Source organism: Pseudomonas sp. LBUM1651, assembly GCF_059716135.1.
Window position 1 is genome coordinate 35,017 of the sequence record NZ_CP166805.1, and the last position, 14,473, is coordinate 49,489.

13 protein-coding genes are annotated in these 14,473 nt (G+C 60.5%); 8 read left to right on the forward strand and 5 right to left on the reverse strand.

What is annotated here, in order from left to right:
• Positions 1-59: 59 nt before the first annotated feature.
• The 6 genes from ACA066_RS00165 to ACA066_RS00190 all read left to right on the forward strand — a co-directional run bounded on the left by ACA066_RS00165 (position 60) and on the right by ACA066_RS00190 (position 6,270).
• On the forward strand, positions 60-1,436 hold the full coding sequence (locus ACA066_RS00165) for a M16 family metallopeptidase (protein WP_497697646.1): 1,377 nt from the start codon (positions 60-62) through the stop codon (positions 1,434-1,436).
• A gap of 242 nt (positions 1,437-1,678) precedes the next feature.
• On the forward strand, positions 1,679-2,707 hold the full coding sequence (locus ACA066_RS00170; RefSeq protein ID WP_497697647.1) for a DUF5924 family protein: 1,029 nt from the start codon (positions 1,679-1,681) through the stop codon (positions 2,705-2,707).
• A 54-nt stretch (positions 2,708-2,761) separates the two neighbouring features.
• On the forward strand, positions 2,762-3,910 hold the full coding sequence (locus ACA066_RS00175; RefSeq protein WP_497697648.1) for an ABC transporter permease: 1,149 nt from the start codon (positions 2,762-2,764) through the stop codon (positions 3,908-3,910).
• Complete coding sequence (locus ACA066_RS00180) at positions 3,907-4,710, forward strand: ABC transporter ATP-binding protein (protein ID WP_497697649.1); 804 nt, start codon at positions 3,907-3,909, stop codon at positions 4,708-4,710. The genes ACA066_RS00175 and ACA066_RS00180 overlap by 4 nt, the downstream gene beginning before the upstream one ends.
• Before the next feature lies 1 nt (position 4,711).
• Positions 4,712-5,650: an MlaD family protein gene (locus ACA066_RS00185; protein ID WP_497697650.1), complete on the forward strand. Its 939-nt coding sequence runs from the start codon at positions 4,712-4,714 to the stop codon at positions 5,648-5,650.
• Positions 5,647-6,270 carry an ABC-type transport auxiliary lipoprotein family protein gene (locus ACA066_RS00190; RefSeq protein WP_497697651.1) on the forward strand — a complete coding sequence of 208 codons (624 nt, stop codon included), beginning with the start codon at positions 5,647-5,649 and terminating at the stop codon, positions 6,268-6,270. The genes ACA066_RS00185 and ACA066_RS00190 overlap by 4 nt, the downstream gene beginning before the upstream one ends.
• Before the next feature lie 127 nt (positions 6,271-6,397).
• Here the strand turns inward: ACA066_RS00190 and ACA066_RS00195 are convergent, their stop codons facing one another.
• From ACA066_RS00195 to ACA066_RS00215, 5 genes are all read right to left on the reverse strand, one after another.
• Positions 6,398-7,627 carry a nucleoside recognition domain-containing protein gene (locus ACA066_RS00195; RefSeq protein ID WP_497697652.1) on the reverse strand — a complete coding sequence of 410 codons (1,230 nt, stop codon included), beginning with the start codon at positions 7,625-7,627 and terminating at the stop codon, positions 6,398-6,400.
• A 211-nt stretch (positions 7,628-7,838) separates the two neighbouring features.
• Positions 7,839-9,170 carry a glutamate/aspartate:proton symporter GltP gene (gltP, locus tag ACA066_RS00200; RefSeq protein ID WP_497697653.1) on the reverse strand — a complete coding sequence of 444 codons (1,332 nt, stop codon included), beginning with the start codon at positions 9,168-9,170 and terminating at the stop codon, positions 7,839-7,841.
• Between the two features lie 714 nt (positions 9,171-9,884).
• The gene (locus ACA066_RS00205; RefSeq protein WP_497697654.1) at positions 9,885-10,349 is read right to left on the reverse strand and encodes an inhibitor of vertebrate lysozyme family protein; all 465 of its coding nucleotides are present in this window, start codon (positions 10,347-10,349) and stop codon (positions 9,885-9,887) included.
• A 2-nt stretch (positions 10,350-10,351) separates the two neighbouring features.
• Positions 10,352-10,516, reverse strand: coding sequence for a DUF1328 domain-containing protein (locus tag ACA066_RS00210; RefSeq protein WP_003177151.1), 165 nt, complete (start codon positions 10,514-10,516; stop codon positions 10,352-10,354).
• An 81-nt stretch (positions 10,517-10,597) separates the two neighbouring features.
• Positions 10,598-10,885, reverse strand: a complete 288-nt coding sequence (locus tag ACA066_RS00215) for a hypothetical protein (protein ID WP_497697655.1) — start codon at positions 10,883-10,885, stop codon at positions 10,598-10,600.
• Positions 10,886-11,320: 435 nt separating this feature from the next.
• Between ACA066_RS00215 and algB the strand changes: the two genes are divergently transcribed.
• Together algB and ACA066_RS00225 are read left to right on the forward strand one after the other, a co-directional pair.
• Positions 11,321-12,667 (forward strand): sigma-54-dependent response regulator transcription factor AlgB, encoded by a 1,347-nt coding sequence (gene algB, locus ACA066_RS00220; RefSeq protein WP_497697656.1) that lies wholly within the window; start codon positions 11,321-11,323, stop codon positions 12,665-12,667.
• Positions 12,668-12,677: 10 nt separating this feature from the next.
• Positions 12,678-14,468: an ATP-binding protein gene (locus ACA066_RS00225; protein WP_497697657.1), complete on the forward strand. Its 1,791-nt coding sequence runs from the start codon at positions 12,678-12,680 to the stop codon at positions 14,466-14,468.
• Positions 14,469-14,473: the final 5 nt, after the last annotated feature.

The following is a 14,473-nucleotide window of genomic DNA, read 5'->3' on the forward strand; positions in this document are numbered from 1 at the left end:
CTCGCGAAGAGGCCCTGACTGACGACACGGATCTCCAATCAGCCGTATGGAAACTCGTTATGCGTTGTCTGTTGTTCGCCTGTCTGTTGCTTGGATCATTCCCTTCGTTTGCCCTGGATCGCTTCCAGGTCGAGGGCTATACGCTGCCCAACGGCCTGCAAATGCTGCTCAAACCCGGCACCGAACGCGGGCATGTGGCAATTCGGCTGGTGGTTGGCGTCGGTATCGATGATTTCAGCTGCGCTGAAAAGGAGCTGCCGCACCTGCTCGAACACTTGCTGTTCAGCGGCATCGACGCCACCGGCGAAGGCGGTCTGGAAGAACGCATGCAGGCGCTCGGCGGTGAGTGGAACGCCTACACCAGCAACGCCGACACCACGTTCGTCATCGAAGCGCCGGCGAAAAACCAGCGCAAGGTCCTCGACCTGCTGCTGGCGCTGTTGACCCAGACCCGAATCGACGACAACGCCATCAACGCCGCCAAACAGGTGGTCGAGCGCGAGGACGGCGGCCATTACTCACACTTGCAACGCTGGCTGGATCGTCAGGATCTGGGCCACACGGCGAGCAATCAACTGGCCGTGGAGTTGGGGCTCAAGTGCCCGGAGCGGGCCGAGGTCGATTACCTGACCCGCGAACAACTCGAGACGGCACGCAAGGCCTGGTACGCGCCGAACAACATGACACTGATCATGGTCGGCGACCTCGACCGCTTGCTGCCGGCTTATCTGGAACGGGCCTGGGGCGCACTCCAGGCAGTTGACCCGTCCGATCACCCGCCGTTGCCGCAAATCCAGGCCAGCGCGGCCCATGAGCGCACGTTGAGTCACGGCTTCGTCGGTGGTGGAGCGAAGTTGCACTGGCTGGTGCCGGAGCCGGTGCTGGAAGACCAGCACGACGAAACCTTCGACCTGCTCAAGGACTATCTGGACTGGGCGCTCTATCGCCAGTTGCGCCTGGCGCACAGTTTGTCCTACGGCCCCTCGGCCGAGCGCGAGGTGTTTGGCGGTGTGGGTTTCATGAGCCTCAACGCCGACCTTGAGCGCGACGATGTACCCGAGGCCGAGCAAGTACTGGAAGAGTTGAAGGCCGACTTGCTCAAGGACGGCCTCGACGCCGACACCTTCAACCGCCTCAAGCAGGCCGCCATTGCCCGTCAGGCCTGGGCCGTGCAAGGCAACAGCGCGTTGGCCGATTACTACTGGAGTGCGCTGGGGGACTACGAGGAGGGTCGTTTCGCTAATCCGGCCAGGGAGCTGCAGGGCGTGACGCTGGCAGAGGCCAACAAGGTCATGCGTGAGTTGCTCTTGCAACCGGGCTATCTGCGGATCGAGAAGCCGTTGATGAGCTATGACCAGGTGATGTGGGCGATTGCCGGGGTGTTTGGGATGTTCGTACTAGTGCTGCTGGCTTGGCGAATCCATCGCAGACTGTAATGGTTCCCCTGTGGCGAGGGAGCTTGCTCCCGCTCGGCTGCGCAGCAGCCGCCGAGCCGGCGCCTGCGTTCTAGTTTGAAGGAATGCGGTTTTCCGGTTTTGGGGGCGCTTCGCACCCCAGCGGGAGCAAGCTCCCTCGCCACAGTGCTGTGTTGGGGCAAACGGACGTATCCCCCTCGCCACACCGTCCCACGGGCGGTAACCTGTCGGGGATTTTTCCCACGACTATTGTGAATCGCCGAATGCCTACCCTGACCTTATTCGTACAGCGCATCCTCGAATTGATGAAGCGCTACCCAGGGGTCATTGCGCTCGGCGGTTTCATCTCCGGGGTCGGCAGCTTCATGCTGGTGGATCGTCAGCAAGGCCTGGCGACCTGGATCACCATCATCATGGTGCTCAGCTGGATCTGGCTGATGCTGGAAAACAGCCTCACCAAGCTCTTCACCCGAATATTCAAACGGGAAATCCCCCAGCCGCTGCTGCGCTATGCCACGCAGATGATCCACCAGGAAAGTCTGTTTTTCGTTCTGCCTTTCTTTCTCATCACCACCACCTGGAACAGCAGCCAGCTGTTTTTCACCGGGCTGCTGGGCATCGCCGCGCTGATTTCCATCACCGACCCGCTCTACTACAAATGGCTGGCGCCCCGGCGCTGGGCGTTCCTGGCGTTACACACGCTGACGCTGTTCGCCGCGCTGCTGACCGCCCTGCCCGTCATCCTGCACCTGACCACGTCCCAGAGTTTCAAACTGGCCCTGGGCACGGCCGTCGTCCTGTCGTTCCCGAGCCTGGCGTCGATCTTCCCGATCCGGACGGTGCGCAACGCGCTGGCCATTCTGAGCATCACCGTCGGCATCGGCGGCGTGGGTTGGGTGCTGCGCTCGTGGGTGCCGCCGGCCACGCTGTGGATGACCGATGTGGCGATCAGCACGCAAATGCAGGACCGCACGCCCGGCAAGAGTCTGGAAGAAGTCAGCGCCGAGCAGATCCGTGGAGACGGCCTGTACGCCTACACGGCGATCAACGCGCCGCGCGGCCTCGACGAGCGGATTTACCATGTCTGGCAGTTCAACGGTAAAGAAGTCGACCGCATCGCACTGGACATCCACGGCGGGCGCAAGGAAGGCTATCGCGCCTGGACCCACAAGCAGAACTTCCCCGGTAACCCGGCGGGCAAGTGGCAGGTTCGGGTGCTGACCGAGGACGGCCAGTTGATCGGTGTGTTGCGCTTCAAGATCACGGACAGCACACCGACCAAAGAAAAGTAATGCGGTTCGTGCTATTACGTAACTCTGCGTAACAGCCGAACAAGCACGGAGCTTATGACCAGCAGCACAACGCCCGGCAGTGCCTTGATGGACACCTCGCACACCCCTGCGCAATTGCGGGTCATGGGTGACTGGACGCTCGCCCATTACGCCGATCTCAAGGCGTTGAGCGAAAAGCTCCGCGGCCAATACGACGACAGCACCCACATCGACCTCAACAGCCTCGGCGCGCTCGACACCGCCGGCGCATCGTTGTTGGTGGAATTGCTCGGGTCGGACCGCCTGGGCAAATCCGCCGAACATCCCGACTGCACGTTGTCCGTCGCCGATCGTGCCTTGTTGCAGACTGTTTATTGCTCGATGACCGACTTCTGCGTGCCGATCAAGGAACCGGACATCGGCGTCGGCATTCAACTGCTGACGCGCATTGGCCGTGCGGTGGACGCCGTCTGGCAGGACACCCTGCAACTGCTGGGATTCGTCGGCCTGATCCTGGAAACCATCGCTCGCGGGCTGTTCCGCCCCAAACGCTGGCGCATCACGCCAATGGTCGCGCACATCGAGCAGACCGGCCTCGACGCCGCGCCCATCGTTGCCCTGCTGACGTTTCTGGTGGGCGCCGTCGTGGCGTTTCTCGGGGCGACGGTGCTGGCGAGTTTCGGTGCGAGCATTTTCACCGTGGACCTGGTGGCGTTCTCCTTCCTGCGCGAATTCGGCGTGCTGCTCACCGCCATCCTGATGGCCGGCCGCACCGCGAGTGCGTTTACCGCGCAGATCGGCTCGATGAAGGCCAACGAAGAGATCGATGCCATTCGCACCCTGGGCCTCGACCCGATGGAGTTGCTGGTGGTGCCGCGCGTGTTGGCGCTGCTGGTGGCGCTGCCGATGCTGACCTTTCTGGCGATGCTCTCGGGGATTGTCGGCGGTGGCGTGGTGTGCGCCGTGGCGCTGGATATCTCGCCGGCGATGTTCCTCTCGCTGCTGCAAACCGACATCGGCGTTCAGCACTTTCTGGTGGGGATCGTCAAAGCGCCAATCTTTGCGTTCCTTATCGCCGCCATTGGTTGCCTTGAAGGCTTCAAGGTCAGTGGCAGCGCCGAATCTGTGGGTGCGCACACCACGTCGAGTGTGGTGCAGTCGATTTTCGTGGTGATCGTGCTCGACGCCGTGGCCGCGCTGTTTTTCATGGAGATGGGCTGGTGAGTCGTCTACCCCGAGCGCCCTCCGAGGCGGTGATTGAAGTCCGAGGGCTGTGTAATCGTTTTGGCCGTCAGAGCGTGCACGAGAACCTCGACCTGGATCTGTACAAGGGCGAAATCCTGGCCGTGGTTGGTGGTTCCGGCAGCGGCAAATCGGTGCTGCTGCGCAGCATTGTCGGCTTGCGCCAGCCTAGCGAAGGCGTGGTGAAGGTCTTTGGCAAGAACCTCCCGACGCTGTCCGAACACGAGCGCTCAATGGTCGAACGGCGCTTCGGTGTGCTGTTTCAGAAAGGCGCCCTGTTCTCTTCGCTGACCGTCACCGAAAACGTCGCCCTGCCCCTGATCGAACACGCTGGCCTGAGCCGCGACGATGCCGAACACCTGGCGGCGGTCAAACTGGCGTTGGCCGGGCTGCCACTATCAGCGGCCGACAAATACCCGGCGTCGCTGTCCGGCGGGATGATCAAACGCGCGGCACTGGCCCGGGCGCTGGCATTGGACCCGGACATCCTGTTCCTCGACGAACCCACCGCCGGCCTCGACCCGATTGGCGCGGCGGCTTTCGATCAGTTGATCCTGACCCTGCGCGATGCGTTGGGTTTGAGTGTGTTTCTGGTGACCCATGACCTCGACACGCTCTACACCATCACTGATCGAGTGGCGGTGCTGGCGCAGAAGAAAGTGCTGGTGGCGGACGCCATCGACAAGGTCTCGGAAACCGACGACGCGTGGATTCACGAATACTTCCATGGCCCTCGCGGCCGCGCGGCGCTGACGGCCGCACAACAGTTGAATGAGGTCTGACATGGAAACCCGAGCCCATCATGTATTGATCGGTCTGTTCACCGTGATTGTGGTGGCAGGCGCCCTGCTCTTCGGCCTGTGGCTGGCCAAGTCCAGCGTCGACACCGCGTTCAAGGATTACGAAATCGTCTTCAACGAGGCGGTCAGCGGTTTGTCCAAAGGCAGCGCGGTGCAGTACAGCGGGATCAAGGTCGGCGACGTGGTGACGTTGCGTCTGGACCCGAAAGACCCGCGCCGGGTGTTGGCGCGAATTCGTCTGGGCGGTGATACGCCGATCAAGGAAGACACCCAGGCCAAACTGGCGCTGACCGGGATCACCGGTACGTCGATCATCCAGCTCAGTGGTGGCACGCCGCAAAGCCCGACGCTCAAGGGCAAGGATGGTGATCTACCGACCATCATCGCGTCGCCCTCACCCATCGCCCGGCTGCTCAACGACAGCAACGATTTGATGGCCGGCGTGAACGTATTGATGCACAACGCCAATCAGATGTTTTCCGCGGAGAACGTCGAGCGCATCAGCAAGACCCTCGAACATCTGGAACAAACCACCGGCACCATCGCCGATCAGCGCGGCGACATCCGTCAGGCGATGCAGCAACTGGCTTCGGTCGGCAAGCAGGCCGGCGCGATGCTGGAGCAGACGTCGGCGCTGATGCGCAACGCCAACGGTTTGCTTAACGATCAGGGCAAGCAAATGTTCGGCAGCGCCGAGCAGGCGATGAAGTCGCTGGAGCAAAGCAGCGCTACGATCAACACGTTGCTCACCAACAATCAGGATTCCCTCAACAGCGGCATGCAAGGCCTCAACGGTTTGGCCCCGGCGGTGCGCGAGCTGCGCGACACCCTGACGTCGTTGCGGACGATTTCCCAGCGCCTGGAAGCCAACCCCAGCGGTTACTTGCTGGGCAACGACAAGAACAAGGAGTTCACGCCATGAAGCTGCGCCACGTTGCCCTCCTCGGCGCTTTTGCGTTGACCAGCGCTTGCTCGATCCTGCCCAAGTCCGAGCCGTCCGATGTGTATCGGTTGCCTTCGGCCCAGAGCGTTTCTCCCAGCCATGGCACGCTGCAGCGCTGGTCCCTGCGCCTGACCAAGCCGCAGGCCAGCGAGGCGTTGAACAGTCCGCAGATCGCCGTGATTCCGCAAGGCGATCTGATCAGCAACTACAAGGCTTCACGCTGGAGCGACCCGGCGCCGGTGCTGCTGCGGAATCGTCTGCTGGATGGTTTTCAGCGTGACGGTCGGGTTGCGTTGCTGAGCACCGACGACAGCAATTTCCAGGCGGACCTGGAGTTGGGCGGGAGTTTGCAGGCGTTCCAGACTGAATACCAAGGCACAGCGGCGAGTGTCGTTGTGCGTCTGGATGCGTTGCTGGTGCGTGGCTATGACCAACGAATCCTCGCCAGCCGCCGCTTTGAAGTGCGTCAGCCGTTGAGCGATGTGAAGGTGCCGGCGGTGGTGGTCGGGTTTGGCCAGGCGAGCGACCAGTTGACGGCGCAGGTGGTGAGTTGGGCGGTGGAGCAAGGGCAGAAAGTCGCGCCGCCACCAAGGCCTTAATCCACCGTCGAACACTGTAGGAGCGAGCTTGCTCGCGATGGTCGTGAACGATGACGCGTTAAACCAGATGCCTGCGGCGTCCTTGAGTTTTTCGCGAGCAAGCTCGCTCCTACAAGGGGTTCTGTGTTTAGCCAAAGAACCAGTAGCAGACGCCGATGGCACCTAGAACGCCGGCCAATTCCGCCAGCAACGCACACCCCACCGCATGCCGTGCCCGCTGAATCCCCACCGCGCCGAAATACACCGCCAGCACATAGAACGTCGTTTCGGTACTGCCCTGAATCGTCGCCGCCACCAACGCCGGGAAGCTGTCTACCCCGGACGTCTTCATGGTTTCGATCAGCATCGCCCGGGCCGCGCTGCCGGAGAACGGCTTGACCATCGCCGTCGGCAACGCATCGACGAAGCGCGTGTCCCAACCGGCCCACTCCACGAGATGCCGAATCCCGTCCAGACCAAAGTCCAGCGCCCCGGACGCGCGCAGCACACCCACCGCGCACAGCATTGCCACCAGGTACGGCAGCAGATTCTTGGCCACGTCGAAGCCTTCTTTCGCGCCTTCGACGAACGCCTCGTAAACCTTCACTTTGCGCAGCGCGCCGATCACCAGGAACAGCATGATCAGGCCGAACAGCGTCACGTTGCCGAGGATCGAGGACAAGCCGGCCAGAGCGGTCGCCGAGAGCGTCGCCAGCAACGCCATGAAGCCGCCGAGGGCGAGGGCACCGGGGATCAGATAGGCGAGTACCACCGGGTCCCACAGGCGCAGGCGCTGCATGAACGCCACCGACAACAATCCCACCATTGTCGAACAACTGGTAGCGAGCAGGATCGGCAGGAACACCAGCGTCGGATCCGGCGCGCCTTGCTGCGCGCGGTACATGAAGATCGTCACCGGCAGCAGGGTCAAGGAGGAGGCGTTGAGTACCAGGAACAGGATCTGCGCGTTGCTGGCAATGGTGTCGCTGGGGTTGAGCTCTTGCAGCGCCTTCATGGCCTTAAGGCCGATCGGCGTGGCGGCGTTGTCCAGACCCAGGCCGTTGGCGGCGAAGTTCAGGGTGATCAGGCCGATGGCCGGGTGACCGGCCGGCACTCCCGGCATCAGGCGCAGGAACAACGGGCCGAGCGCCTTGGCCAGCCATTCGACGATCCCGGCCTTCTCGGCGATGCGCAGAAAGCCCAGCCAGAGGGTCAGGGTGCCGAACAGCAGGACCATGACCTCGACCGACAACTTGGCCATGGCGAAAATGCTTTCCACCATCGCCGCGAAGATCCCGGCGTTACCCCCGATCAGCCATTGCGCCAGCGCCGATACGGCCGCCACGATGAAGAAGCCAAGCCACAGGCCATTGAGCATCAGTTGAAACCCCCGAAAAATGGGGCGAATGATATCGGGGTAGCCGGAAACGACAAACCCCGGATTTCTCCGGGGTTTGTTTTGGGTCGGCTGTTCGCACCAACTCCGTCCTGTAGGAGCGAGGCTTGCCCGCGAAGAACGATAATGCGGTGTAACAGATACACCGCGGCGTCCCATTCGCGGGCAAGCCTCGCTCCTACAGGGATTTGCGTCAGTTACTGGAGACTTCACCCACCGGCAGTTTTTCCTTGCTGCGCCAGTGCGGCAGCGAGTTCCAGTAGCGCTGGCCCTTGGCATCGTCGTACATGCCTTCCCAACGGGCGATGACCAATACGGCCAGGGCGTTGCCGATCACGTTCAGTGCGGTACGCGCCATGTCCATGATGCGGTCGACACCGGCGATGAACGCCAGGCCTTCCAGCGGAATACCCACGCTGCCCAAAGTGGCGAGCAGCACCACGAAGGACACGCCCGGTACGCCGGCGATACCTTTGGAGGTCACCATCAGCGTCAGCACCAGCAACAGTTGCTGGCTGATCGACAGATCAATGCCGTACAGCTGGGCAATGAAGATCGCCGCGATGCTTTGGTAGAGGGTCGAACCGTCGAGGTTGAACGAGTAGCCGGTCGGTACCACGAAGCTGCAAATCGCTTTTGGCGCGCCGTAGGCTTCCATCTTCTCGATGACCCGTGGCAGCACCGTTTCGGAGCTGGCGGTGGAGTAGGCCAGGACCAGCTCATCCTTGAAGATGCGCATCAGCTTGATCACCGAGAAGCCAAACAGGCGAGCGATCAGGCCCAGCACCACGAAGGCGAAGAAGGCGACGGCGACGTAAACCAGGATCACCAGTTTGGCCAGCGGCAGCAGGGACGCGAAGCCGAAGTTGGCCACGGTCACCGCGATCAGTGCGAAAACGCCGATCGGGGCGTAGTTCATGATCATGTGAGTGACCTTGAACATGCTTTCCGACACGCCCTGGAACATCGTCACCAGCGGGTCGCGCAATTCGGGCTTGAGGCTCGACAGACCGAGACCGAACAACACGGAGAAGAAAATGATCGGCAGCATTTCGCCGCGGGTCATGGCCGCGAAGATGTTGGAAGGGATCAGATTGAGGATGGTTTGGATGAACGCGTGTTCATGCTGTACCTCGGCGGCCGTCGCCTGGTACTTGGAAATGTCCACGGTGCCCAGGGTGCTCATGTCGATGCCGGCGCCCGGGTGGAACACGTTGGCCAGCACCAGGCCGACGACGATGGCGATCGTGGTGACGATCTCGAAGTAGATGATGGTCTTGAGGCCGATGCTGCCGAGTTTCTTCGCATCGCCGACGCCGGCGATACCGACGATCAGCGACGAGATCACGATCGGGATCACGATCATCTTGATCAGGCGGATAAAGATATCGCCTGCTGGTTGCAGGATGTTGCTGATCCACCAGGCCTTTTCGGCACTGAAATGGTTGAGCAGCGCACCGATTGCTATCCCCAATACCAGACCGATGACGATCTGCCAGGCGAGGCTAAGCTTTGCCTTCTTCATATCTTTACCCTTACTTGCGTTTGACTCGGGCAGATGCAGCAAGCTGGAACGCTTTTGGCGAAAAAGTCTTGTGCATCCGCCCCCGTATAAGGTGCGCCGGAGCGATTGTTCATGGCTCTCTGGCAGGCGAAAAAAGGCGCAACTATTCCGATGCAAGGAAGCGACGTCTAATGCCGTAAACGCCTACCCTATGCCGAATCGGCATGAGGTTTTTTTACTGAAACCGACGTCGCAAACGGTTCGAATGTGACATTTCGGCAGGCATACGTGCCGTGAACCGGCCATTTCCGGGCAGGGTGGGTGTTTTTTGCTCATTTGCGCGGGAGAGGTATTTCAGAAAAATCCGACCATGAGAGATGAGAAATCCCCGCAAAATCAGGCGATTTTTTCTCGATGTACGGTCACGCAAGAAACACCGGGAACGTATTTTCCGGTGATCATTCGTGCGAATGGAGAGTGAGGAGCGAAACCGAGCGGATCGCTGTTGTTCAACGCATTGCGCGCATAAGCTCTTCGCAAGTCCGTCGTGCCATCTTGGGACGGCGAACTTGCGTCGCAGCTTTTACCTGACCCGGCCCTTGCGCAGGCACTCCCTGTACCCGTAGGTCACTCCGCCCCGAAATAGGCAGAACGTCCCGACCCCTTGGTCATGCGTCTACCTTCCTCGGGTAGCGCATTGGAGAGAAGCAATGCTGCTTCTTTCGTGTGACAAATTCAGTACCAGTTCGGATCTTTCTTCAGTTGTTCCATTAACAGATCCTGCATGCCCTGGTCAGGCTTGCCGAGGAAGCGGTAGTCGGCATGCCGCGTGGGCGACTTGTCGGCCGGCAACCCTGCAGGCACTTCGACCAGCATGGCGTAGGCATCCTTCTTGTCGAAGCTGACGGCCACGATCAGGCGTTTGTTGAGGCATGTGTCATGCGATTCGCAGAGCGGCCCCACCAGATACTTGTCGCCATCTTCTTCAACGGCATTCATTTGCTCGGCGTCACCGGACAGGTTCATCACCCATTCCGGCAGGCGTTCTTCCTTCTTCACGACGCCTTGCCAGGTGTCGTGGAACTGCGGGTCTGCGCTCAACAACTCGTTCACCCGCGCCTGGCCATCATTGGCCGCCATCGCAATGGCACTGCCGCCCAGAAGCAGGGCGGCTGCCATCGTTTTCAGTAAAACGTTCATCTTCAACCTCGACCGCGACGGCCAAAGAAGAACGAAGCAATGAACATCACCAGGAACACGACAAAGAGAATCTTGGCGATACCCGTGGCGGTGCCCGCGATACCACCGAAGCCCAGTACTGCAGCGATGATGGCAATGATCAAGAATGTGATTGCCCAGCTCAACATGGTGATTCTCCTTACGCTTCTATTTAGAGGTGATGCTTGTGGTGCATGTCCCGGCGCATCGAATGCGCCAAGTTTGTGTGTCTAGAACACCCAACGATCCTGACGTTGCATCTCATCCACAGGCTGAGCCTGGTCGACGTCCATCATTCGCATTGGGGCGCTGTCGGTGGAATTGCTGTTGACGGCGCTGAAGTGGGTTTGGGTCGGATGCTGAATCGACAGGCGTGGCGCTTCTTGCTCCTGACTCTGCTCCCAGCGCTGAAACTGCTGGCCGCCGATCAAGGTGATCAACAGCGCCAGGACAGCAAACAGGCCTTGCTGGATATGCAGTGGCGAGATACGCAATTGGGCGGCACGTTGGCGACTCATCCTGAAGCTCCTCCCACACTGTGGTGATCTTGTTGAGGGCGACGGTGGCGATGCCCTGGTTAATCAGACCATTGCAGCCCGCATGCCAGCTTTTTCAGAAGAAAAAATACATACAAATCAACAAGTTATGTTTGGTGTAGAAAACAGGTGGGACGCATCCTGCACGATGACCCTGTTGGCGTCGTGCGTAATGCACGATTGATTTGCAGGAGCTTTCAGAATTTTTGAATTGCGGGGAGGGCGTAGATGTCTCAAAGGGAGTCGGGAGAGCGCCTGAAAACCAGCGAACCGATAAAAAAACAACAAAATCAAGTGATTAGCCGTAGGGTGAGCAGATAGCTACCCGGATGTGGTCGGAATCGACCAGAATCAACCATGCAACTTGCCCGATTTTTCCGGGACTAACCAAGATCATTCGTTAAGGAGCGTAGGAAAATGGAATCAGCCACCGAGCATCAAGGCCGCATTCTGCTGGTGGACGACGAGTCCGCCATCCTGCGAACGTTCCGTTACTGCCTCGAAGACGAGGGCTACAGCGTCGCCACTGCAAACAGCGCAGCGCAGGCCGATGCGTTGTTGCAACGCCAGGTGTTTGATCTGTGTTTCCTCGATTTGCGCCTGGGTGAGGACAACGGCCTTGATGTACTGGCCCAGATGCGTATTCAGGCGCCGTGGATGCGCGTTGTCATCGTCACTGCTCACTCGGCCGTGGACACCGCCGTAGACGCGATCCAGGCTGGCGCCGCTGATTATCTGGTCAAGCCGTGCAGCCCCGATCAATTGCGCCTGGCCACCGCCAAGCAACTGGAAGTGCGGCAACTGTCGGCACGTCTGGAGGCGCTGGAAGGTGAAGTGCGCAAACCCAAGGATGGCCTGGATTCCCACAGCCCGGCCATGAAAGTGGTGCTCGAAACCGCCCGCCAGGTGGCCAGCACCGATGCCAACATTTTGATTCTTGGTGAATCCGGCACCGGTAAAGGCGAACTGTCCCAGGCCATTCACGGCTGGAGCAAGCGCGCGAAAAAATCCTGCGTCACCATCAACTGCCCATCGCTGACGGCCGAATTGATGGAAAGCGAACTTTTCGGCCACAGCCGTGGGGCCTTCACCGGTGCGAGCGAAAGTACGCTTGGTCGGGTGAATCAGGCGGATGGCGGAACGCTGTTTCTCGACGAGATCGGCGACTTTCCCCTGACGTTGCAGCCAAAATTGCTGCGTTTCATTCAGGACAAGGAATACGAGCGGATCGGCGACCCCGTGACCCGCCGCGCCGATGTGCGCATCCTGGCGGCCACCAACCTCAATCTCGAAGACATGGTGCGCGACGGTCGTTTCCGTGAAGACTTGCTCTATCGCTTGAACGTCATCACTTTGCATCTGCCGCCGTTGCGCGAACGCCGGGAGGATATCCTGAACCTGGCTGACCGCTTCCTGGCTCGTTTCGTCAAGGAATACGCCCGCCCGGCGCGAGGCTTCAGCGACGAGGCCCGTGAAGCGCTGCTGGGTTACCGCTGGCCGGGGAACATTCGAGAGTTGCGCAACGTGGTTGAGCGGGCGAGCATCATTTGTCCTCAGGAGCGTGTCGAGATCAGCCACCTCGGGATGGCCGAGACCCCGATGAACAATGCGCCGCGCATTGGTGCCGCGCTGAGCCTGGACGAATTGGAGAAGGCGCACATCGGCGCGGTCCTGGCCACCGCCGACACACTGGACCAGGCCGCAAAGACGCTCGGCATTGACGCTTCGACGCTGTACCGCAAACGCAAGCAGTACAACCTGTGAGTCCTGCCCGATGAAACTGGCGATGAAGTTGCGTACTCGGCTTTTCCTGAGTATTTCCGCACTGATCACCGTAGCGCTGCTTGGGCTGTTGCTCGGGCTGATCAGTGTGATGCAGATGGCTGGAACCCAGGAAGCCCTGGTGCGCAACGACTTCGCCGCTCTGGATCTGGGCCTGAAATTGCGCCAGACCTTGGGCGACCAGTTGATTCTGATGATGGGCGACAAACCCGACCCTGCGGCGTTCGAAGCGTCCAAGCAGCATTATTTTCAGCTGCTGGATGAAGGCATTGCCCGTGATCAGGGCGGCGAGGGGCGCCAGTACGGATTCTTGCAAGCCAAAAACGATTACCTGAGTTTTCTTCAGGCGTTGGCCTTGTCAAGTGATCCGTCCCATGTGTTGAGTGGCAACGAAGCGCTCACCGAAAAATTCAACGTGCTGCGCAGCGGTCTGATCACCGAGCACAAGCACGCGCTGGACAGCATCAATGAAACGCAACGCCAGGCCCGGGATCGAGCGCTGCTCATTGCCGGCCTGCTCGGGTTAGTCGGGCTGGCGGTGCTGATTATCGGATTCGTGACGGCCCATGCGATCGCTCGACGTTTCGGTGAGCCGATCGAAGCCCTGGCTCAGGCCGCCGATCACATCGGCCAGGGCAACTTCGAGGTGACCCTGCCGATTTCCTCGGCGGTGGAAATGAATCAGCTGACCAAGCGCTTCGGGATCATGGCCGAGGCGCTGCGTCAGCATCAGGCCACCAATATCGACGAGTTGCTCGCGGGCCAGCAGCGTTTGCAGGCGGTACTCGACAGCATTGACGACGGTCTGTTGATGATCGACCGCGAGGGTCATCTCGAACACCTCAACCCGGTGGCGCAGCGCCAGTTGGGTTGGGACACTGACCGTCTCGGCCAAGGGTTGGGCTCGGCGCTCGAACGCCCCGAGCTGGATCAACAGCTGCAACTGGTACTGCGCGGAGGCACGCTTGAGCGCGCACCGGAGGACCTGAGTATCGAGGTCGATGGTGAATCGCGTTTGCTCACTTACAGCCTGACGCCGGTCAGTCATACCCAGGGCCATATTCTGGGGGCGGTGATGGTGCTGCATGACGTCACCGAGCAGCGGGCGTTCGAAAGGGTGCGCAGCGAATTTGTATTGCGCGCCTCCCATGAGCTGCGCACGCCGGTCACCGGGATGCACATGGCGTTCGGCCTGTTCCGCGAGCGAGCGCATTTTGCCGAGGACTCGCGAGAGGCCGACCTGCTGGACACCGTGAATGAAGAAATGCAGCGCTTGATGCAGTTGATCAACGACCTGCTGAATTTCTCGCGCTACCAGAACGGCTTGCAGAAACTCTCCCTGGCGCCGTGCTCCATCGAGGAGCTGTTGGAGCAGGCCCGGTCGAGGTTTGCCGATACCGCGCAAGAGAAGGGCATCGATTTGCTGGTGGAAGTGCAGGGGCCATTGCCGTGGTTGCAGGCCGATCAGCCACAACTGGACCGGGTGCTCGATAACCTCATCGACAACGCGTTGCGTCATACCGGCACTGATGGCCAGATCCGCTTACAGGCGCGACGCCACGGCGAGCGGGTGATTATCAGTGTCGAGGACAATGGCGAAGGTATCGCTTATGGCCAGCAAGGGCGGATCTTCGAGCCCTTTGTACAGGTCGGGCGCAAGAAGGGTGGCGCGGGGCTTGGCCTGGCGTTGTGCAAGGAAATCGTGCAGTTGCACGGTGGGCGGATGGGCGTCTATTCGCGGCCGGGGCAGGGCACTCAGTTCTACATGGCGCTGGCGGTTTAACGCGC

Bases quoted from the DNA above. Each gene is read 5' to 3' on its own strand.
- ACA066_RS00210 (WP_003177151.1), bottom strand. From the start codon at position 10,516: ATGTTGAGCTGGGCAATCACATTCTTGATCATTGCCATCATCGCTGCA.
- ACA066_RS00185 (WP_497697650.1), top strand. From the start codon at position 4,712: ATGGAAACCCGAGCCCATCATGTATTGATCGGTCTGTTCACCGTGATT.
- ACA066_RS00215 (WP_497697655.1), bottom strand. From the start codon at position 10,885: ATGAGTCGCCAACGTGCCGCCCAATTGCGTATCTCGCCACTGCATATC.
- ACA066_RS00170 (WP_497697647.1), top strand. From the start codon at position 1,679: ATGCCTACCCTGACCTTATTCGTACAGCGCATCCTCGAATTGATGAAG.
- ACA066_RS00195 (WP_497697652.1), bottom strand. From the start codon at position 7,627: ATGCTCAATGGCCTGTGGCTTGGCTTCTTCATCGTGGCGGCCGTATCG.
- ACA066_RS00190 (WP_497697651.1), top strand. From the start codon at position 5,647: ATGAAGCTGCGCCACGTTGCCCTCCTCGGCGCTTTTGCGTTGACCAGC.
- gltP (WP_497697653.1), bottom strand. From the start codon at position 9,170: ATGAAGAAGGCAAAGCTTAGCCTCGCCTGGCAGATCGTCATCGGTCTG.
- ACA066_RS00205 (WP_497697654.1), bottom strand. From the start codon at position 10,349: ATGAACGTTTTACTGAAAACGATGGCAGCCGCCCTGCTTCTGGGCGGC.
- algB (WP_497697656.1), top strand. From the start codon at position 11,321: ATGGAATCAGCCACCGAGCATCAAGGCCGCATTCTGCTGGTGGACGAC.
- ACA066_RS00165 (WP_497697646.1), top strand. From the start codon at position 60: ATGCGTTGTCTGTTGTTCGCCTGTCTGTTGCTTGGATCATTCCCTTCG.
- ACA066_RS00175 (WP_497697648.1), top strand. From the start codon at position 2,762: ATGACCAGCAGCACAACGCCCGGCAGTGCCTTGATGGACACCTCGCAC.
- ACA066_RS00225 (WP_497697657.1), top strand. From the start codon at position 12,678: ATGAAACTGGCGATGAAGTTGCGTACTCGGCTTTTCCTGAGTATTTCC.